At 41.2% G+C, this 20,161-nt stretch carries 17 protein-coding genes; 6 read left to right on the top strand and 11 right to left on the bottom strand.

Features of this window, described 5'->3' with window-relative positions; genetic code table 11:
• Positions 1-11: 11 nt before the first annotated feature.
• The 6 genes from LI164_RS15910 to LI164_RS03555 all read right to left on the bottom strand — a co-directional run bounded on the left by LI164_RS15910 (position 12) and on the right by LI164_RS03555 (position 7,201).
• Positions 12-143, bottom strand: a complete 132-nt coding sequence (locus tag LI164_RS15910) for a hypothetical protein (protein ID WP_255642116.1) — start codon at positions 141-143, stop codon at positions 12-14.
• Between the two features lie 2 nt (positions 144-145).
• Entirely contained in the window at positions 146-421 is a 276-nt protein-coding gene (locus tag LI164_RS03535) for a hypothetical protein (RefSeq protein WP_117606730.1), read from the bottom strand.
• A gap of 15 nt (positions 422-436) precedes the next feature.
• Positions 437-733 carry a hypothetical protein gene (locus tag LI164_RS03540; protein WP_227086731.1) on the bottom strand — a complete coding sequence of 99 codons (297 nt, stop codon included), beginning with the start codon at positions 731-733 and terminating at the stop codon, positions 437-439.
• Between the two features lie 244 nt (positions 734-977).
• On the bottom strand, positions 978-2,312 hold the full coding sequence (gdhA, locus tag LI164_RS03545; RefSeq protein WP_005331479.1) for an NADP-specific glutamate dehydrogenase: 1,335 nt from the start codon (positions 2,310-2,312) through the stop codon (positions 978-980).
• Between the two features lie 288 nt (positions 2,313-2,600).
• Positions 2,601-6,368: a phosphoribosylformylglycinamidine synthase gene (locus LI164_RS03550; protein ID WP_117606732.1), complete on the bottom strand. Its 3,768-nt coding sequence runs from the start codon at positions 6,366-6,368 to the stop codon at positions 2,601-2,603.
• Between the two features lie 134 nt (positions 6,369-6,502).
• Complete coding sequence (locus LI164_RS03555; protein ID WP_005331482.1) at positions 6,503-7,201, bottom strand: TIGR01906 family membrane protein; 699 nt, start codon at positions 7,199-7,201, stop codon at positions 6,503-6,505.
• A gap of 181 nt (positions 7,202-7,382) precedes the next feature.
• On the opposite strand from LI164_RS03555, the gene LI164_RS03560 reads away from it, so the two are divergent.
• Positions 7,383-8,255, top strand: coding sequence for a LysR family transcriptional regulator (locus LI164_RS03560; protein ID WP_005331483.1), 873 nt, complete (start codon positions 7,383-7,385; stop codon positions 8,253-8,255).
• On the opposite strand, the gene LI164_RS03565 is transcribed toward LI164_RS03560, so the two are convergent.
• Both LI164_RS03565 and argS read right to left on the bottom strand, forming a co-directional pair.
• Entirely contained in the window at positions 8,230-9,372 is a 1,143-nt protein-coding gene (locus LI164_RS03565; RefSeq protein WP_005331484.1) for an alanine--tRNA ligase-related protein, read from the bottom strand. The two genes, LI164_RS03560 and LI164_RS03565, sit on opposite strands and share 26 nt — an antisense overlap.
• Positions 9,373-9,480: 108 nt before the next feature.
• Positions 9,481-11,247, bottom strand: a complete 1,767-nt coding sequence (argS, locus tag LI164_RS03570; protein ID WP_005331487.1) for an arginine--tRNA ligase — start codon at positions 11,245-11,247, stop codon at positions 9,481-9,483.
• 213 nt (positions 11,248-11,460) lie between these two features.
• On the opposite strand from argS, the gene LI164_RS03575 reads away from it, so the two are divergent.
• The 5 genes from LI164_RS03575 (at position 11,461) to LI164_RS03595 (ending at position 15,255) form a co-directional block, all read left to right on the top strand.
• Positions 11,461-12,147 (top strand): flavin reductase, encoded by a 687-nt coding sequence (locus tag LI164_RS03575; RefSeq protein ID WP_005331488.1) that lies wholly within the window; start codon positions 11,461-11,463, stop codon positions 12,145-12,147.
• A 49-nt stretch (positions 12,148-12,196) separates the two neighbouring features.
• The gene (locus tag LI164_RS03580) at positions 12,197-13,108 is read left to right on the top strand and encodes a deoxyribonuclease IV (RefSeq protein WP_005331489.1); all 912 of its coding nucleotides are present in this window, start codon (positions 12,197-12,199) and stop codon (positions 13,106-13,108) included.
• 245 nt (positions 13,109-13,353) lie between these two features.
• On the top strand, positions 13,354-13,722 hold the full coding sequence (locus tag LI164_RS03585) for a GntR family transcriptional regulator (RefSeq protein ID WP_005331490.1): 369 nt from the start codon (positions 13,354-13,356) through the stop codon (positions 13,720-13,722).
• Between the two features lies 1 nt (position 13,723).
• Positions 13,724-14,425 (top strand): ABC transporter ATP-binding protein, encoded by a 702-nt coding sequence (locus LI164_RS03590; protein ID WP_005331491.1) that lies wholly within the window; start codon positions 13,724-13,726, stop codon positions 14,423-14,425.
• A complete protein-coding gene (locus tag LI164_RS03595) occupies positions 14,419-15,255 on the top strand; it encodes a hypothetical protein (RefSeq protein WP_005331492.1) in 837 nt (278 codons plus the stop codon). The genes LI164_RS03590 and LI164_RS03595 overlap by 7 nt, the downstream gene beginning before the upstream one ends.
• Positions 15,256-15,583: 328 nt before the next feature.
• Here LI164_RS03595 and LI164_RS03600 read toward each other — a convergent pair whose 3' ends face one another.
• From LI164_RS03600 to LI164_RS03610, 3 genes are all read right to left on the bottom strand, one after another.
• Entirely contained in the window at positions 15,584-18,001 is a 2,418-nt protein-coding gene (locus LI164_RS03600; RefSeq protein ID WP_005331493.1) for an ATP-dependent DNA helicase, read from the bottom strand.
• 78 nt (positions 18,002-18,079) lie between these two features.
• Entirely contained in the window at positions 18,080-18,853 is a 774-nt protein-coding gene (locus LI164_RS03605) for a TIGR03915 family putative DNA repair protein (protein ID WP_005331494.1), read from the bottom strand.
• Positions 18,831-20,159, bottom strand: coding sequence for a putative DNA modification/repair radical SAM protein (locus LI164_RS03610; protein WP_005331496.1), 1,329 nt, complete (start codon positions 20,157-20,159; stop codon positions 18,831-18,833). Before LI164_RS03610 ends, LI164_RS03605 begins: the two co-directional genes overlap by 23 nt.
• Between the last annotated feature and the right edge of the window lie 2 nt (positions 20,160-20,161).

The raw sequence follows: 20,161 nt of genomic DNA on the forward strand, positions 1-20,161 counted from the left end.
AAGTATGCCTCTTAGTCTTTCTTTTCAAGCTTTTTCTCTTCTCTGTTCCCTTTTTCCACTTTTATCAGATCACTCAAGATCAAATAAAGAAATACTGCACATAATACCCATGCTGCAATATTTATAATTGTCCATATGCTCATACCTATTCCTGCTCCTTTTCGCTATATTCCAGTTCAATAATTTCCTTTAAATCTTTTTTGCTTCTTTTCACAAGAAATGTTACATATGCTGCCAGCGCAACTACAACCGGCACCAGTGTAGATGCCTGGATCACATATGCTTTTCCTACCTCCTTGACACCTGCAAGATTTTGAAAAAGCATCGTCACAAGCAAAACCACAAAGCATAGGATCATTACGAAAAACACATCTATCACTTGCATTATTTTTTCTTTTTTCGTCTCTTTTTTATTTTCCATCTTCTGTCACTCCTGCTACGCATCTTTCTTCTGCAATTTCAAATTTTCAAGATCCTCTTTATAAATCACATCTTTGTTTCTTTTTAAGTGTCTGTAAACTGCAAAAAATCCGAGGGACAATGCACTTCCAGTCACCAACGCAATACAAATCATAATTGTTCTTGTAGTAGAATCTCCCGCTACCTGTAAAGCCTGTCGTAATATCGTACTTAAAATACACCACATAAATATTGCAAACCCTGCCAGAAGAATGCAATCCCTGTGGTAGACTTTCTGGATTTCCGCCTCAGACACTTCCATTTTTGAGCCCATTTTTTTCATCCTTTCTGTATAAAATTTTCCGCACGCTTTTCAATGTTATCACGATAACATTAGTTGTTTATATTATACTCTTTTATGTATAAAATTCAATTATTTTTTTAATAAGTGGAAAATCTTTTGAACATAAAATACTGATTCTGCCGGAGACTTTTTGCATAACAGGAAATAAGATTCCTGTTATGCAAAAAAAAGAAAGCCCCGTAAATCCGGGACTTTCCAAATATTTTAGTACTTTTTATACAATTCCCTGAGCTGTCATAGCATCTACAACTTTCTCAAATCCTGCAATGTTAGCTCCTGCTACGTAGTTACCTTCCATATCGTAACGTTTTGCAGCATCTACCATGTTGTGGCAGATATTTACCATGATGTTCTTCAGTTTTGCATCAACCTCCTCGAATGTCCAGCTAAGTCTCTCACTGTTCTGTGACATCTCAAGAGCAGATGTAGCAACACCACCGGCATTCGCAGCTTTTCCAGGTGCAAAGATTACACCGTTCTCCTGCAGATACTCAGTTGCCTCGTATGTAGTAGGCATGTTAGCACCCTCGCATACAGCTACACAACCGTTTGCTACTAACTGTTTTGCATCCTCTAAGTGAAGCTCGTTCTGTGTTGCACATGGAAGAGCCAGATCTACCTTTACAGACCATACGCCACGTCCCTCATGATACTCTGAGTTCGGACGATAGTTCTTGTACTCTGTCAGTCTTGCGCGTTTTACTTCTTTAATTTCTTTCAGAGCTGCAACATCAATTCCTTCCGGATCATATACCCAGCCTGTAGAATCGCTGACTGTAACAACCTTAGCTCCAAGCTCCTGAGCCTTCTCTGTTGCGTAGATTGCAACATTACCGGAACCGGATACTGCAACTGTCATACCCTTGATATCTTTTCCGTTGAGTTTCAGAAGTTCCTCTGTCAGATACAGAAGTCCATAACCTGTGGCTTCTGTTCTTGCTAAAGATCCACCGTAACTTAATCCTTTACCTGTAAGTACACCTTCGTATACTCCGCGGATTCTCTTGTACTGACCAAACATATATCCAATCTCTCTTGCGCCTGTTCCGATATCTCCGGCCGGAACGTCAGTGTCAGCACCGATATATTTGCAAAGTTCTGTCATAAAGCTCTGGCAGAATGCCATAACTTCTCTGTCGGATTTTCCCTTAGGGTCGAAATCAGAACCACCTTTTCCTCCTCCGATTGGAAGACCTGTCAGTGAGTTCTTGAATACCTGCTCAAATCCAAGGAATTTGATGATTCCAAGGTTTACGGAAGGATGAAGGCGTAAGCCTCCTTTGTATGGTCCGATTGAACTGTTGAACTGTACACGGTAACCTGTATTTACCTGAACCTGTCCATTATCGTCTACCCATGGAACACGGAATTTGATCTGTCTCTCAGGCTCAACCAGTCTCTCAAGCAAAGCGTCTTTTCTGAATTTCTCCTCGTTTGCTTCGATTACCACTCTCAATGATTCCAATACTTCTTTTACTGCCTGGTGGAATTCTGGCTCAGCAGGGTTCTTTGCCACTACTTTTTCCAGTACTTCATCAACATATGACATACCTTTGTACCTCCTGAAAAAATGTTATTATGAAATTTAAAGCGCCATATTTCTTGATTTATTTGCATTCATCATTCAAAAAAGAAAGACGGCAAAACCGTTTTTCTCCTTCGACGCTTTTGTCCTTTAATATTGTAAAGTATTTTACTTTATAACACAAGATTTTTTTTGCAAAAAAATGTTATTTTTATATTTTGTGCAATTTTAATTTTCATTTCCTGCATAATTTTGTATTTTTGCCGAAATATAGAACAAGCGCCTGCAAAATTTGCAAGCGCCTGATTATTTTTATTTAAAATATTTCACTCCAGACTCAAAGATCTTCAGATCCTGTTCTCCGTAAATGTTCATTGCAACGGAACGTCCACGTCTTTCTGAATGGGCCATTTTACCAAATACTCTTCCATCCGGGCTGGTGATACCTTCGATTGCAAGATAGGAACCATTAATGTTCCATGTCTCATCCATAGATACATTTCCCTGTGGGTCGCAGTACTGAGTTGCAACCTGTCCATTTGTGATCAGCTTGTCAAGCCACTCTTTGCTTGCAACAAAACGTCCCTCTCCGTGAGATGCCGGGTTTGTGTAAATTCCGCCAAGCTTTGCTCCGGAAAGCCATGGAGACTTGTTGCTGACTACTTTCGTGTACACCATCTTAGAAATGTGGCGTCCAATTGTATTGTAAGTCAGTGTCGGAGAATCCTCTGTCTGTCCTGTAATTGTTCCATTTGGAACAAGTCCCAGTTTTACAAGAGCCTGGAATCCATTACAGATACCAAGTACCAGTCCGTCACGCTCCCCAAGAAGTTTCTCAACCGCCTCTTTCATCTTCGCATTCTGGAATGCAGTTGCAAAGAATTTTGCAGAACCATCCGGTTCATCACCAGCGCTGAATCCACCTGGGAACATGATCATCTGAGACTGCGCGATTGCTTTTTCAAATACATCGACAGAATCTACAATATCGGAAGCACTCATATTGCGGAATACTTTTACGATTGTTTTTGCTCCTGCTCTCTCAAAAGCTCTCTTACTGTCATACTCACAGTTTGTTCCAGGGAATACCGGAATAAATACAGTCGGCTGAGCGATCTTGTGTTCGCAGATATGTACTTCTTTTGTATCAAAAAGACCTGTGTCAATCTTCTCGTCCTGTCCCTCTGCTTTGGAATTTGTAGCAAATACGCTCTCTAGGGTACTTTCCCATGCTTTTTGGGCATCTGCAAGGGCAATCTTTGTATCTTTGTATTCAAAATTCTGCTCTTCTGTCACTTCACCGATGACTGTGTAATCAATCGTCAGTCCATCCAGCTTGTCAGCCGGAACTTCAGCAATCAGATCTCCAAATGCAGGTGCGAACAAGTCTTTTGCCTCTACGCTCGCATCTAATGTTACACCCATGCGATTACCAAATGCCATCTTGCTGACAGCCGGAACGATTCCGTGTCTGTCAAGTGCATAAGCTGCCACAATCTTGCCGTCATGGATATCAGCAGTAAATTTACCATACTGATCCATAACTTTTTCATAAACCGGAACATCATACTCGTCTGTCGGGATCTGAAGCCATACAAGCTTATCTCCTGCTTTCTTAAGCTCCGGTGTAATAATATCTTTTTCTGTTGCCACATCCACTGCAAAAGAAACCAGTGTCGGTGGTACATCAATATGCTCAAATGTTCCGGACATACTGTCTTTTCCACCGATAGAAGGAAGGCCAAATCCAAGCTGTGCACTGTAAGCACCAAGAAGTGCTGCGAATGGCTGGCTCCATCTATGTGGATCCTCTGTCATACGGCGGAAGTACTCCTGGAATGTGAAACGGATCTTACTGTAATCTCCTCCTGCTGCCACAATTTTTGCTACAGACTCTGTCACTGCGTAAATAGCTCCGTGGTACGGACTCCATGTTGACAGATACGGATCGAATCCAAAACTCATCATTGTAACCGTATCGCAGTCTCCTGTCAGTACAGGAAGCTTTGCAACCATAGCCTGTGTCTCTGTCATCTGATACTGTCCGCCATGCGGCATAAATACAGAAGATGCTCCAATGGAACCATCAAACATTTCCACAAGACCTTTCTGTGAGCACACATTCAGATCTTTTAATGTCTCCATCCACTTTTCTTTGACATCTGTCACTTCTTCTCTTACGAGGATACTGTCTTTGCGGCTTGGAATATCTACAGCTACTTTTGTCTCCTGATGAGCACCGTTAGTATCTAAAAATGCTCTGGATAAGTCTACGATTTTCTTACCTCTCCAGGATAATACAAGTCTTGGCTCCTCTGTTACGACAGCTACCTTTGTTGCCTCTAAGTTCTCTTCTGCTGCATATCCCATAAATTCATCTACATCCTTCGGGTCTACAACAACAGCCATACGCTCCTGAGACTCAGAAATTGCAATTTCTGTTCCATCAAGTCCTGCGTATTTCTTCGGTACTTTGTCCAGATCTACCTGAAGTCCGTCTGCAAGTTCTCCGATTGCAACAGAAACTCCTCCGGCTCCAAAGTCGTTACATTTCTTAATTAATTTGCTGACTTCCTCTCTGCGGAACAGTCTCTGGATCTTACGCTCTGTCGGCGGATTACCTTTCTGTACCTCTGCTCCACAAGTCTCGATAGACTCCTCTGTATGTACTTTAGAAGATCCGGTTGCTCCACCGCAGCCGTCACGTCCGGTACGTCCACCGAGCAGGATAATGATATCACCAGGATCTGAAGTCTCACGGATTACTGCACGTCTTGGTGCTGCTCCGAGAACAGCTCCGATTTCCATACGTTTTGCCACATAATTCGGGTGATAGATCTCCTTAACTGCACCAGTTGCAAGTCCGATCTGGTTACCATAAGAACTATATCCATGAGCTGCCTCACGAACCAGTTTCTTCTGAGGAAGCTTTCCTTTCATCGTATCTTTGATAGATACAGTCGGATCTGCTGCTCCGGTCACACGCATTGCCTGGTATACATAAGTACGTCCTGATAATGGATCTCGGATTGCTCCGCCAAGACATGTAGCAGCTCCACCAAAAGGCTCAATCTCTGTCGGGTGGTTGTGTGTTTCATTTTTAAAGTTCACAAGCCACTCTTCTTCCACGCCATCTACCTTGATCGGTACAACGATACTGCAGGCATTGATCTCATCTGACTCCTCCTGATCCTGAAGCTTTCCTTCTTTTTTCAGCTTTCTCATAGCCATCAGCGCAAGATCCATCAGACATACAAATTTATCCTCACGTCCTTTAAAAATCTCACTGCGATCGCGAAGGTACTGCTTGTAAGTATCTTCCATCGGTTTTCGATAATCTCCGTCTCCAAAGGAAACTTCTGTAAGTTCTGTTGAAAATGTTGTATGACGGCAATGGTCTGACCAGTAAGTATCCAGTACGCGGATCTCTGTCATGGAAGGATCGCGGTGCTCTTCCCCTTTGAAATGATTCTGGATATGCTGGAAGTCACGGAATGTCATTGCAAGTCCAAGAGAATCATATAATTTCTTAAGCTCTTCCTCTTCCATATCCTTAAACCCGTCAAATACAATAACATCAGCAGGCTCGTCAAATTTTGTCACTAGTGTCTCCGGCTTCTCCTCTGCTGCTTCTCTTGAGTCTACCGGGTTGATGCAGTGTTCCTTAATCTTCTGAAGTTCTTCTTCTGTAATAGCTCCATTCTTACCATGAATAATATAAGTCGTTGCAGTACGGATGACCGGCTGCTCGTCCTCTTTTACGAACTGGATACACTGAACAGCAGAATCTGCTCTCTGATCGAACTGACCCGGAAGAAATTCTACGGAAAACAGACTGTCTCCGGAACCAACAGGAGCCTCCTCTTTCCAAAGGACATCTACCGGTGGTTCAGCAAAGATACCATTGCATGCTCTTTCAAATGTCTCATCTGATACGTTCTCCACATCATAACGATTCAAGATACGCACATACTCTACGTCTTTGATTCCAAGATAATTGCGAATCTCATGTGCAAGTGCCTTCTGCTGGACATCATAGCTGCCCTTTTTCTCAACATACACTCTTCTTACATTACTCATTCGTCTTCCTCCATTGTGTTTATATTTTTATTTGGTAATAGTTCTGTTACTTTAAATCTTCATTATTTATTTCATTGTAACATACCCACCATTATTATTAAAATTAATATATTTAAATCCTTTTATAAGTTTTACTAATTTCTTTCTTTTTTCCATTTCCAGTTGTACACGACCGCTGCAACTCCCGGCACGGCAAGTAATACGATAAATATCACTCCGACCCGGATTACCATGTCTGAGAAAAATCCTTCCGGCAGCATGCGGATCATATAATCTGTCTCCGGGTCAAAGATCCAGAGATTATTTGTAAAAAACAATTTATGAAACAGCGTAAAACAGCTTGTAAAATCAATGCTCATGGCAACTCCCAGAATTACCGCCAAAATAAGATAAACAAACAGCGCCTGCAAATATCCTAGCGGAACCAGTCTTCGGAAATCTGCTTTTTTTGCCCTAAGAACAATCATTAAAATAGTTGCAAGAATCACCGCATAATTCCGAAGCTTCAAACCTCCCAGAAACAAATTCCTCACATCTGCCAGGTGAAGCCTGTCCTGTTCATTGAAGAAATCCTGATGCTCACCGTCCACATCTGTGACAATTGACAGCTTTTCTTCCTTTCCAATCAGATAAGCCATCATATGTTCTGTCACTGCCATCACATTGTCAATCTTCATATTCAGATTGTCCGTGACCCGGTACTTTTCATATTCCTTTTTATAAAATCCGTAATGGCTGTCTCCATAAACTGCAAGCTGAAATCCAGTGATCAGCAATGCAAAGATTACCAGGAGCATCGTAAATGTAATGGTAACTCTGTACCAGATCTTCATGTTATCTTCCTTTTCTTTCCTAAACTACCTGCGCATTTTTTGCGGTCCAGGTTTTTATCTCTAGTATTATACCAAGATATCTCATATCTGTATAGAAAAATCACTTCAAAACAAATTCTGCCATTGCATTTTGCATTAATTTACCTTATAATCAAATTAGTATTTATTAGGGAGTCTTATTATGGATATTAATTACGAATTATATAAAGTGTTTTACCACGTAGCAACTACACTAAGTTTTTCGGAAGCTGCGAATAAATTATTTATCTCTCAGTCAGCCGTAAGCCAGTCTATCAAAGCGTTGGAAAAAAAATTAAATCAAAAGCTTTTTATCAGGAGTACCAAAAAGGTACGCCTGACACCGGAAGGCGAATTGCTTCTTCGTCATGTGGAACCAGCTATGAATCTGATTCACCGTGGGGAAATCCAGCTTTTAGAAGCTTCTGAAGGTGTAGGACAACTTCGCATCGGTGCCAGTGACACTATCTGCCGTTATTTTCTTGTTCCTTACCTGGAGCGTTTCCATAAGGAATTTCCGGGAGCTCACATCAAAGTAACGAATGCAACTTCTATCCACTGTGTAGAACTATTAGAAAATGGACAGGTTGACCTGATTGTTGTCAATTCTCCAAATCCATATCTTGGAAACTGTGAAACAAAACATATCCGCTCTTTCCAGGACGTGTTTGTTGCAAATCATTCTTTTGATAAACTTGTTGGAAGATGCTTAAGCTATAAAGAACTTTTAGAACATCCGATTCTGATGCTGGATAAAAAAAGTACAACCAGCGAATTCCTGCATAATCTCTTTTTACAGCACCAGTTAGATCTCGTGCCGGAAATTGAGCTGAGCAGTAATGATCTTCTCATTGACCTTGCAAAAATCGGGCTCGGCATTGCATGTATACCCGATTACTGTATTACCGGAAAAGATCTGGAAAAATTATTTATTGTTGAGACAAAAGAAAAACTGCCGGTGAGAGAACTGGTCATTGCTTACAATGACCGCGTTCCCATCACCAAGGCAGCTACAGAATTTCTGAAATATTTTTAGCAGTTCCTTTTAAGGATCCCTGCACCATCTGAGGTTTTCCACCGCCACGGCCCTGGAAAGCCTCATTTAATTTTTTGCTGATCACTCTTACATCTTCAGAATGGCTTCCGATAACATAACGATATCCTTCTTCATCATTTCCTGCAAAAATTGCACAAATCTTTGCACCTCTCTCTAATAGAATGTTCATTAGTTCTCTCGGTTCATTTCCACTAAGTTCACTGTCAAATACCTTTACCAGTTCCGGAGTAACGTCAATCTCCTTTGCCTGATAAGCCAGTAATTTTTGTTTGAGAGCAGATACCTGATTTTTCAAGTCAAGCTGCTCTTCTTTTAATTTTTCTACAGCTTCGGCAACTTCTGTATCCTTTGCACAGAGCAGTGCGGAAATCTTCTTCACGCTCTCCTCTTTCTGCTGATGATCTGTAAGTGCACGGCTTCCACTTAACATAGTGATGCGTTCGCCGCCTTTGTATGACACCATATCCACCAGTTTGATATTTCCAATCTCCCCAGTTCTATCTACGTGTGGTGCACAGCATGCACAGATATCCACGCCCGGAATATTCACAATACGAACCTGTCCTTCAATTTCAATCTTACTTCTGTAAGTCAGATCTTTCAACTCTTCCTTTGTCGGGTAAAGAATCTCTATATTCAAATTCTTGTAAACGATGCGATTCGCCTCTTCTTCGATTTCTTTCAACTGCTCCTTTGTAATCGGTCCGTCAAAATCCATCGTACAGTAATCAGCTCCAAGATGGAATCCTACATTGTTGTATCCGAATCTTCCATGTACAATTCCTGAAATGATATGCTCGCCGCTATGTTGCTGCATACTTTCGAATCTCTTTTCCCAGTCAATTTCGCCTTTCACGATCTCGCCCGGTGTCAGTGCTCCATCTGTGTAATGATAGATAATTCCATCCTTCTCCTGCGCGTCCAGCACATGAACCCCTCCAAGAATTCCTGTATCTGCATACTGTCCGCCGCCTTCCGGGAAAAATACTGTCTTATCCAAAACTACTTTGTATCCTTCTCCTTCCGGCTCACATGAAATTACCTGTGCCTCAAAATCTTTTCTATGACTACTTTCGTAGTACAACTTGTCTGTCATGTTACCTATAAATCCTTCCTGTAATATATACTACTCTTCATGATACCTTCAGATTGCTCCGTGCTATGCACTCCCACAATCCGACCACACTATTCGACCTTGTTATCATTACATTCTCTCTGGTGCTTCGAATCCAAGAACATCAATGCAGGACTCCAATACTTTCTTTGTCAGTATAAGCAGTGCAATGTATCCCTGTTTCTTTGCTTCATTTTCCTCTGCCAGAATTTTGGTTTCATGATAAAAATGATTGAATGCATTTGCAAGATCATAAATATACGCACAGATTTTATGTGGTGCAAGTTCTTCGTAAGCATTTTCCATCATCTCGTTATATTTTACCAGCGCAAGCATCAATGCTTTCTCGCTCTCGCCGGACTGCTGATTTACCTTAAGTCCTGTGACAGCTTTTCCTTCTTCCTGGTATTTGTTCAGGATAGATTTGATACGCACGATGGTGTACAGAATATACGGTCCTGTGTTTCCCTCAAAGGAAGTAAATCTGTCTACATCGAAGACATAATCTTTGGAAGCCTGATTGGACAGATCCCCGTACTTGATTGCAGCCATACCTACCGTTTTCGCAGTGTTCTTCGCTTCCTCTTCCTCTACAGTACGGTTGTCTGTGATCTTCTTGTACATTTCCTCCTGAATCTCAGCGATCAGATTCTCCAGACGCATAACACCACCTTCTCTTGTCTTAAATGGTTTGCCGTCTTTTCCATTCATGGTACCGAAACCTAAGAATTTCAGTTCTGTCTCAGAAGGAACGATTCCTGTCTTCTTTGCTGCACGGAATACCTGTACAAAATGTAACTCCTGACGCTTATCTACAACATAAATGACTTTGTCCGGATGGTAATCTTCCACTCGTTGAACCAGCGTTGCAAGGTCTGTCGTTCCGTAGAGAGATGCTCCGTCTGACTTTTGGATCATGCATGGTGGAATTTCCTTTGTGTCTGACTCTTCCTGTACATCAATCACAAGAGCTCCGTCATCGACATGTGCAAATCCTTCTTTTTTCAGCCGCTCAATCATATCCGGAATGTAAGCCTGTGCATCAGACTCACCTTTCCACAGATCAAAGTCCACATTCAGATTCGCATAGTTCTTCTTCAAATCATTTACAGATACATGCATAATGTGGTTCCAGATTGCTGTATAACCTTTATGTCCGTTTTGGAGTAAATATGTGGCATGCAGCGCACGCTCTCTGTACTCCTCATCCTCTTTTGCTTTTCCACTTGCTGTCGGATAGATCTCCTCCAACTCAGATATGGTAAATGGAGCCTCTGCCGGATATTCTCCTTTAAAATTCTCATCAAAATATGGAAGTTCTGGTTTTCTTTCCTTTAATTCCGTAATAATCAGTCCCATCTGATATCCCCAGTCTCCCAAATGGATATCTCCAAGAACATTATGTCCCATTTTTCTTGAAATTCGTTTTACGCTCTCACCAATAATTGCAGAACGAAGATGTCCTACATGAAGCGGTTTTGCCACGTTCGGTCCGCCGTAGTCGATCACGATCATCTTAGGATTGTCAGTCTTATTCAGTCCGAGGTCTTCATCCGTCTCCATCTCATCCAGATAATCTGCTACAAATCTTTCGTCTAATTTCAGATTGATAAATCCCGGATTTACTGCCTGAACATCGCAGAAGCAACCACTTCCTTCTAATTTTGCCACAACATCCTGCGCAATCATGATCGGTGCTTTATGATAAGCTTTTGCTCCTGCCATAGCACCATTACACTGATACTCGCAAAGATCCGGGCGGTTCGACAATGTTACTTTTGCATAATTCCTGTCATATCCTGCTGCTTCGAAAGCTGCTGCCAGTTCTTCCGCTATAAAATCTGATATTCTCTTCATGCTCTCTACCTCTTATTTATCGTAATTTTTCATTTACAAAATATGTCACATTGTATTTTAGCACAAGAAAATAAAGCCAACAACCTTAATTCTTTTCACACACAAGATTTTCAACGCTTTTTTAGAAAGTCTGGTTGCTATTCCAGCAAATCCATGCTATTATAATAGTAATAATTACTGTTATTATGCAATTTAATAGATGGGAGGTTACCTATGAACAAAAAAGTACTTCGAAATTTATCTTATGGTGTATATGCCGTTTCGGCACTTGGGGAGAATCGTATGTCCGGCTGCATTGCCAACAGTATTATGCAGATTACTTCTTCTCCTGCAACTTTAGCTGTCAGTATGAATCATGATAATTATACGCATGAATGCATTGAAAAAAGTGGAATGTTCGCAGTTTCCATACTTTCTGAAAAGACTGACCCCAATATCATCAGCCAGCTTGGATTTCAGTCTTCCAGAGATGTGGACAAATTTATGAATGTTCCTTTTATTACAAAGCATAATATTGCCGTTGTCGATGATGCATGCGGTTATCTTGTCTGTAAGGTCATCGATAAAATGGAAACAAATACCCACACAGTCTTTCTTGGGGAAATCATTGACTGTGATATGTTGAATCAGGAAACACCTATGACCTATGCATACTATCACAATATCATCAAAGGCAAGAGTCCGAAAAATGCACCGACTTACCAGCCGGAAGATCTGGATACGGTAGATTCTGCTTCTTCTGATTCTTCAATCACCTCCAGTAATTCCTCCGGAAATGGCAAATGGGTGTGTAGTATCTGCGGATATGTCTATGATGGTGATATTCCATTTGAAGAACTTCCAGACACATTTGTTTGTCCAATCTGTAAACAGGGCAAGGATAAATTTAAGCAGCGATAACTTGTCTGACAGACACATTTTATATTAAATTAAAGGTTAGGTTACATCTATGAATTTAAAACTTGGATCTCATGTCAGCATGAGCGGAAAAAGCATGCTCCTTGGTTCTGCAAAAGAAGCTGAATCCTATGGAGCAAATACATTTATGTTCTATACCGGAGCACCACAAAACACCAAAAGAAAAGATATTTCTGAACTCAATATTGATGCCGCCTGGAACTATATGAACGAAAAAAATATTTCAGATATCGTCGTTCACGCTCCTTATATTATCAATCTTGGTAATACCGTAAAACCTGAGACATATGAACTGGCCGTGGAATTTCTGGCAAAAGAAATTGACCGCGCGGCCGCCTGCAAAAGCCAGACTCTGATTCTGCATCCTGGTGCCCACGTCGGTGCCGGAGTTGAAACCGGACTTCAACAGGTCATAAAGGGGCTCAATGAAGTCTTGACAAAAGACACACCTCTTCATATTGCACTGGAAACCATGGCGGGAAAAGGATCGGAACTTGGCCGGTCTTTTGAAGAACTTGCAGCAATCTATGACGGCGTAGTCTACAGCGACAAACTGCGTGTCTGTTTTGATACCTGCCACACTCACGACAGTGGTTATGATATCCGTGGTAATTTCGACGGTGTGATCGACGAGTTTGATCATTTGATCGGTAAAGATCAGATTGCGGTCTTTCATATTAACGACAGTAAAAATGTGTGTGGTGCAAAGAAAGACAGGCATGCCAATCTCGGCACCGGAGAGATTGGATTTGATGCCCTCTCCTATATCGTACACCACCCGGATTTTGAACAAATTCCGAAAATCCTTGAAACTCCATATATTCCTTCTCCAACAAAAGAGAAGAAATCTTACGCACCATACAAATATGAGATTGCAATGTTAAGAGCCAGCCAGTTCGATAAGAATTTTCCGGATAATATTATTGCAGAAAATGAACATTAAGTTACTATTACAATCAGTCAGTACTACTTTAAATTTAAACAAATAGATATCTGAGCAGTAAATCTTTAAAGGTTTGCTGCTTTTTTGTTACTCATTTCCAGCAAACTCTACTGACAGATTCTTGTAAAATGCCCACTAATATTTAAATGAATCATTTTTTTGAAATTGTACTTGACACTTGCGTGTATCTGTATTATTGTATTGCTCAGATAGTACAATAATACAAAGTGAAAGGAGTACATAATATGCCATGGAATTTAGATAGTGACCGTCCCATTTATCTTCAGCTCATGGAACGAATTCAGCATGATATTATCTCCGGCAGCTATAAACCCGGGGACAAACTTCCTTCTGTTCGCGAACTTGCTATGGAAGCATCCGTAAATCCTAACACAATGCAAAAAGCACTTTCCGAACTGGAGAGAATTGGTCTGGTACACTCCCGCCGTACAAGCGGACGATTTATTACGGAGGACGAAACAATGATAAAACAATTAAAAACAGAGACTGCCACCGAGCATATCCGTGAATTTTTAAAATCAATGGAACATCTTGGATTTACCAGACCGGAAATCCTGGAACTGGTTCAAGATACAATGAAGGAGGAAAAATAATATGAAACCCATTTTAGAATGTAAAGGGCTTTCCAAAAAGTACAATAAAAGTGCCTACGCTCTCCACAATCTGAACCTGACACTGAACCATGGTCAGATCATCGGACTGCTTGGTCCAAACGGTAGCGGGAAAACTACACTGATCAAACTGATCAACGACCTCTTAACACCGACAGAAGGGACTGTTCTTATCGACGGAGAACTTCCTGGTGTCCACAGCAAGAATATCGTGTCCTATCTCCCAGACCACAGTTATCTGGACGGTTCCATGAAAATCCAAGATCTGGTTTCTTACTTTGCTGACTTTTATGAAGATTTTTCCAAAATCCGAGCCACTTCGATGCTGAAGGACCTGAACATAGATCAGACAGCACGTTTGAAAACTCTTTCCAAAGGAAATCAGGAAAAAGTAGCACTGATTCTTGTTATGAGCCGTGACGCCAAACTATATATACTTGATGAACCGATCGGAGGTGTTGACCCTGCTGCCAGAGATTACATCTTACACACGATTTTAAGTAATTACAATGAACATGCAACGATTTTGATCTCAACACATCTGATTTCCGATATTGAAAATATTTTAGACCGCGTACTCTTTATCCAGAACGGTGAACTTGTATTAAATGCAACCGTCGATGATATCCGGTCAGAACAAAAGAAATCTGTTGACGCATTATTCCGGGAGGTATTCAAATGTTAGGAAAAATCATCAAATACGATATGAAAGCCATGAATCGTTTTTTAATCATCATTCATGCATTTCTGCTTATATACGCATTTTTTATCCGTATACTGATCACAGGCAGACTTACAGCCAACAATGTTCATAACTTGGGTAATACTTACTTCTTAATTCTTGGATTGACTGTTTCTTTTGGTATTATCCTGCTTACCTGTGTTGCTTTTGCAACCTCAATTATCATTGCTGTGCATTTTTATAAGAGTACATACTCTGACGAAGGATATCTGACCCACACCCTGCCGGTCAAAAAGGGAACTCTCCTGATTGCAAAAGTCATTGCAGGAACAATCTGGTGCATAATCGACATAATTGGACTCTTTGCCGCTATATACATTGCTGCCTGGGTGCCATATGTAAAAGATTCTCTCTCCGGCAATAAAGCTCTCCTAATGGAAATTTTCGGTTTGGGATCCCATCTTGGAGTCTTTGGATCAATTGCCTTTTACATCTTTTTCATGATAGCCGGAACAGTTGCAAATGTTATATTATATTACGCCTGCATCTCTCTGGGACAGATATTTACCGGTCATCGCGTCTTTGGCGCTGTTGCCATGTACTTTATCGTTACATTTGTAGAAAGCATTAGCTGTTTTTTGATTTTTATCCCACTTGGACTGCTAAACACCCAGGCTGTAACGATTGGAACAAGTACAACACTTTATATGTCTACACCATCTCAGTATATGCTCAGTCTTTTGGGAATCTCTCTGGCTTTGATGATTATATGGAGTGTGATTCTTTATATTATTACTTATTATCGTCTGAACCGTAAATTAAATCTGGCATAATCGTTATACAGCAACAGCATTATTCACAACATAGACCAGTTCAAGAATGCCTCGGCATTCTTGCTGCGAGGTGCGCGTCATGCAATTGCATGACATACTTCTACTGCGCACCTCTGCAAGTCTACACTCCGTTTCGGTCGGCGCAAAACCATTGTCCACCGGACAATGTGCGCCCTGCCGGAGGCTATATCAGCTGGGGGATTGACTCCCACCACTGATACCAGCTTGTTTCTCACCACCTATAGAGGTTGGAGTCATCACCCAGCTGATATATATGAATCTGCAAAATCACAGACCGCCTGACGCAAGAAAAACAATGCATCAATATTTATTCTTTTCTCCGGACGGTCTGTGCTTCTTCCTTTTCTTTTTTCCAGAACTCTTCTATCTGCTCTGCCATATTTCCAAGGCTGCAGCTTCTTTGGTTTTCCCATTCTCTTGGAAAAGTCTCCTGATACCGCCTGTCGAAAAAGCGATCATCCAGCAACAATATCACTCCTCTGTCCTCGTCTGTTCTTATGACACGTCCGGCTGCCTGAAGTACCTTATTCATTCCCGGATACAGATAAGCATAGTCAAATCCCCTCTGCCCGTGCTGATCGAAATAATCCTTTAAAATCTCCCGTTCTCGACAAACCTGTGGCAGTCCTGTTCCTACAATCACGGCCCCGATCAGCTTATCCTCCGTCAAATCAATTCCTTCTGAAAAGATACCACCCATGACACAAAATCCAAGCAGGCTTTCCTTTCTTTCCTCTTCAAATGTATTCAAAAATTCCTCCCTGCCCTTTTCTGACATAGACTGGGATTGTGTCACACAAGTAATTCGATGACCCAAAGCCGGGAAGGCTTCTAACTCTTCCTTTTCCTGAATCTTTTCAAAAGCTTCATAGACATCTTCCAGAAAACGATAAGACGGAAAGAATACCAGATAGTTCCCTTTCTTTCCATTTGCAAGCTTCCACAGATACCTGGCATATCTCTGATACATCTCTTCATTTCTCCGTGTGTACTTTGTACTTACATCTCCTCCAACCATTAGCAGGCGATGCTCTACATCAAATGGGGATTCTGCATAGATTGCATAATCTTCTTTTCCCGTGGAAAGCAGTTTTTTATAATATGTAATTGGCAATAATGTAGCTGAAAAGAAAATTGTGCTGTTTCCCTTTTGCAGAAATTCTCCCAAATTTCCCGCTGGATTGACACAAAACAAATGTACCCGGAATTTCCCTTCCCCATCCAGTTCACTATAAATCACATAATTCTCATCTAACCGCTCATGTATATCCATAAAGCTTCGAATGTGAAAATAAAACTCCAGAACTTCTTCCCGGATATCTTCTTTCTCACATTCTTCCAGAAAACGTTCCAGTTCTGTCACCAGATTTAAAAGCTTGAGGTAAATATGCGATACACTATTTAGAACTTTATATTCTTCGCATTCCCGTTTCATTGCCAGAAGCCCCCGGTTACAATCTTCCAGTCTCTCTGTTAGCTTCTCATCCTCATATCGGACCTTTTTCTTAATTCCAAGAAAATCTTCTTTGCAGATACTGGCACTGTACATCTGCCTGCCCCGTTCCACCAGATTATGTGCTTCATCAATTAAAAACAGATAATCGCCTTTATTTCCTTCTCCGAAAAATCTGCGCAAATGCGCCTGTGGGTCAAATACATAATTATAATCGCAGATAATTGCATCAACCCAGACCGCCACATCCAGACTCATCTCATACGGACACACCTTCCATTTTCTTGCCTGTTCCTCTAGTATCTCCCGGTTCAGTTCATCAGAAGATGTCAGAAGTTCATAGACTGCATCGTTCACCCGGTCAAAATGTCCTTTCGCATAAGGGCAATAATCTGGATTACAATTTGTCTCTTCACAAAAGCAAATTTTATCTTTTGCTGTCAGAACAATTACTTTCATACGAAGCGCCTGTTCCCTTAATGTCTCAAATGCCTGCCAGGCTACTGTTCTTGTGATCGTCTTCGCTGTCAGATAAAATATCTTATCACCCAATCCCTCTCCTACTGCTTTCACTGCCGGAAATAATGTTGCGATCGTCTTTCCAACTCCGGTCGGTGCCTGAATAAACAGCTTCTTTTTTCTAAGTATCGTCCGATATACTGATGTTACCAGGTTCTTCTGCCCTTCTCTGTATGCAAATGGAAATTCCACATTCTTGATCGACTTATCTCTCTTTTTCTTCCACTGAATCTGATATCTCGCCCACTTTTCATACTTTCCAATCAGCTCATAAAACCACCGTTCCAAATCTTCGAATATGTAACCACTCTGAAAACGCTTTATCTCCTCTGTCTCCATATTACAGTAAGTCATCTGCACACCAATTTCCGGCAAATTATGAGATGCCGCATAAATATACGCATAACACATTGCCTGTGCAAGATGTACCGGTACCGGCTCTTTAATCTGATTCAGTTCTCTTAACACACCTTTAATTTCATCAATGACAATTCCTTCCGGAAGCTCAATAATTCCGTCTGCTCTTCCTTCCAGTTTCAGCGTAAAATCTTTACATGGAATCTCATATTTTAGTGAAATCTCTGCATGATAATCCGGACCCATCTGCTTTTGAATCTTCCTGTGGATTCTGCTTCCAAGCTGCATAGTATCTTTATCTGTCGACGCTATTCGATTGTCTATATCTCCCGCACGAAGTATAAATTCCACCAGATTTCGCACAGAAATGCGAATCACAGGCTGTTCAAGATCCATTGTGTTTCTCCCTTTCCCTGACACTTCTTGTAAACGCCCATATTATAACACATAAATATAAAATATTTTAAAGTAATTTTACACCTCGCCTGCCATCTCAGTCATCTCCGGCCGATATCTGAGTGGAAGATGCTGCATCTGACTTCTTGGATTCTCCCTGGATTCAATAGATATTGTCCTGCAAAAGGCAGTCCACAGACTTGCATACATCTGTTCATTTTCCGATATATGTCCCAGCCTCTCCTCCTGAATCCGTTCATTTTCTACCAATACCCATTCCTTTCCCGCCTCATGCACTGCATACATATGATGTGTCTTATCATGGATCAGCCAGTTTTCCTGTGGAAGCCGGTTAGCAAAATGTGGAGCAATACAAGTCAGTATCCTGTTTTTTGGTGCAATCCCTCCATACAAAATCCCGCCAGACAACTCCCGAAATCTCAAAAATCCTTTATAATTATGGGCTTCACTTCCTACCTTCCTGCTCAGTTCAAATACACGTTCAACTTGTGGGTGGCTCAAATGTTCCATAACCTTTTTACTGTCACGAAGCCTTCTTGCAGCCAGCATTGTCCCATAAATTGCATCTGCCTTATCCTTATCCGAAGCAAGAGATGCATGCCAGATATCAGCATAAGCCTGTCCTCCCAGATGTTTTCGGATCAATCGTTCTACTGCCTGTTCCTTGTGAAGATTCTCCTCCACCAAAATGTACTCACAAAAAAGCTCCTGTTCTAACATTCCCTTTATTGCAATCCCACACTCTTTTTCTTCTCTTCCTTCTTTCCATGCATCATAAATTGCAGAAAATATTCCTGTGATCGTATCATTACACACATAAATCTTTTTCATAGAAATTCTCCCGGAACCTGACATCATCAAATAATGAAAGCTGTCTGTAACCGAGATTTCTCACCTCCTGTGGCAGTTTTTCTCTGGAATCCAGAAGATTTCTGGCTATGGATTCCTCTTCTATCCTGAGCGGATACATTGTCTTCCCATTACAGGTAATAAAATACACCGCCCGTTTCAGTACCACTCCAAGTTTCTTAAGATCTGCAAAATCCAGCGTTCCAAGCCTTCTCGCTTTCACAATTCTTGTTGCTGATTTATATCCAAGACCCGGTACACGGAGCAGCATCTCATAGTCTGCCCTGTTGATCTCCACAGGAAAATACTCCAGATGCTTCAGCGCCCAGTTACACTTCGGATCAAACAGAACATTAAAATTAGGTTCCTCCTCCGACAGTAATTCATCTGCCCGAAAATGATAATAACGAAGCAGCCAGTCTGCCTGATAAAGCCGATGTTCCCGGAGAAGCGGCGGTCCGTCATCTGTCCTTGCCGGAAGTGCTTTATCTTCATTCACATGTACGAATGCAGAATAAAACACTCGTTTCAGTTCAAACTTCTTATACAGGCTCTCTGTCACCTTCATAATCTGATAATCCGATTCCAAAGTTGCTCCGATAATCATCTGGGTACTCTGCCCTGCCGGTACAAATCTCGGTGCCTGACGGTATAATGACAGTTCACGGCTATTTTCATTCCTCCCTTCTTGGATGAGCCTCATCGGTGCGAGGATATTCTTTCTGGATTTATGCGGTGCCAATAGTTTCAATCCTTCTGCTGTCGGAAGTTCCAGATTCACACTCATTCTGTCCGCCAGAAATCCTGCTTTTTGAATCAGTTCCTGACTTGCTCCAGGAATGGCTTTCACATGAATATATCCCTGAAAATTACACTCTTTTCTCAGCTTATAAAGTGTTGCACAGATTAACTCCATCGTATAATCCGGACTTACCAGAATGCCGGAACTTAAAAATAGTCCTTCAATATAATTTCTCCGATAGAATTCCATTGTAAGCGTACAAACTTCATCAGGTGTAAAAGAAGTCCTCACTACATCATTACTTCTTCTGTTCACGCAGTACTTACAGTCAAAAATGCATTCATTCGTAAACAGAATTTTTAAAAGTGAAATACATCTGCCATCTGTAGAAAAACTGTGGCAGATTCCACACTGTGTACAGTTTCCCATTCCGGAACCATCACCTTTTCTCTTCGTTCCACTGGAAGTACACGCCACATCATACTTTGCTGCATCCGATAAAATATTTAATTTTTCATAGATAGACATGGGATTCTGTATCTTCATAT

The organism is Dorea sp. 210702-DFI.3.125 (assembly GCF_020560945.1).
GTDB classification, from domain to species: domain Bacteria; phylum Bacillota; class Clostridia; order Lachnospirales; family Lachnospiraceae; genus Dorea; species Dorea formicigenerans.

Coding starts and splice junctions, on each gene's coding strand:
- LI164_RS03585 (WP_005331490.1), top strand. CDS start 13,354: ATGCCATGGAATTTAGATAGTGACCGTCCCATTTATCTTCAGCTCATG.
- LI164_RS03600 (WP_005331493.1), bottom strand. CDS start 18,001: ATGGATCTTGAACAGCCTGTGATTCGCATTTCTGTGCGAAATCTGGTG.
- LI164_RS03590 (WP_005331491.1), top strand. CDS start 13,724: ATGAAACCCATTTTAGAATGTAAAGGGCTTTCCAAAAAGTACAATAAA.
- LI164_RS03595 (WP_005331492.1), top strand. CDS start 14,419: ATGTTAGGAAAAATCATCAAATACGATATGAAAGCCATGAATCGTTTT.
- LI164_RS15910 (WP_255642116.1), bottom strand. CDS start 143: ATGAGCATATGGACAATTATAAATATTGCAGCATGGGTATTATGTGCA.
- LI164_RS03575 (WP_005331488.1), top strand. CDS start 11,461: ATGAACAAAAAAGTACTTCGAAATTTATCTTATGGTGTATATGCCGTT.
- LI164_RS03560 (WP_005331483.1), top strand. CDS start 7,383: ATGGATATTAATTACGAATTATATAAAGTGTTTTACCACGTAGCAACT.
- LI164_RS03540 (WP_227086731.1), bottom strand. CDS start 733: ATGGGCTCAAAAATGGAAGTGTCTGAGGCGGAAATCCAGAAAGTCTAC.
- LI164_RS03550 (WP_117606732.1), bottom strand. CDS start 6,368: ATGAGTAATGTAAGAAGAGTGTATGTTGAGAAAAAGGGCAGCTATGAT.
- LI164_RS03535 (WP_117606730.1), bottom strand. CDS start 421: ATGGAAAATAAAAAAGAGACGAAAAAAGAAAAAATAATGCAAGTGATA.
- LI164_RS03555 (WP_005331482.1), bottom strand. CDS start 7,201: ATGAAGATCTGGTACAGAGTTACCATTACATTTACGATGCTCCTGGTA.
- argS (WP_005331487.1), bottom strand. CDS start 11,247: ATGAAGAGAATATCAGATTTTATAGCGGAAGAACTGGCAGCAGCTTTC.
- LI164_RS03580 (WP_005331489.1), top strand. CDS start 12,197: ATGAATTTAAAACTTGGATCTCATGTCAGCATGAGCGGAAAAAGCATG.
- gdhA (WP_005331479.1), bottom strand. CDS start 2,312: ATGTCATATGTTGATGAAGTACTGGAAAAAGTAGTGGCAAAGAACCCT.
- LI164_RS03605 (WP_005331494.1), bottom strand. CDS start 18,853: ATGAAAAAGATTTATGTGTGTAATGATACGATCACAGGAATATTTTCT.
- LI164_RS03565 (WP_005331484.1), bottom strand. CDS start 9,372: ATGACAGACAAGTTGTACTACGAAAGTAGTCATAGAAAAGATTTTGAG.
- LI164_RS03610 (WP_005331496.1), bottom strand. CDS start 20,159: ATGAAGATACAGAATCCCATGTCTATCTATGAAAAATTAAATATTTTA.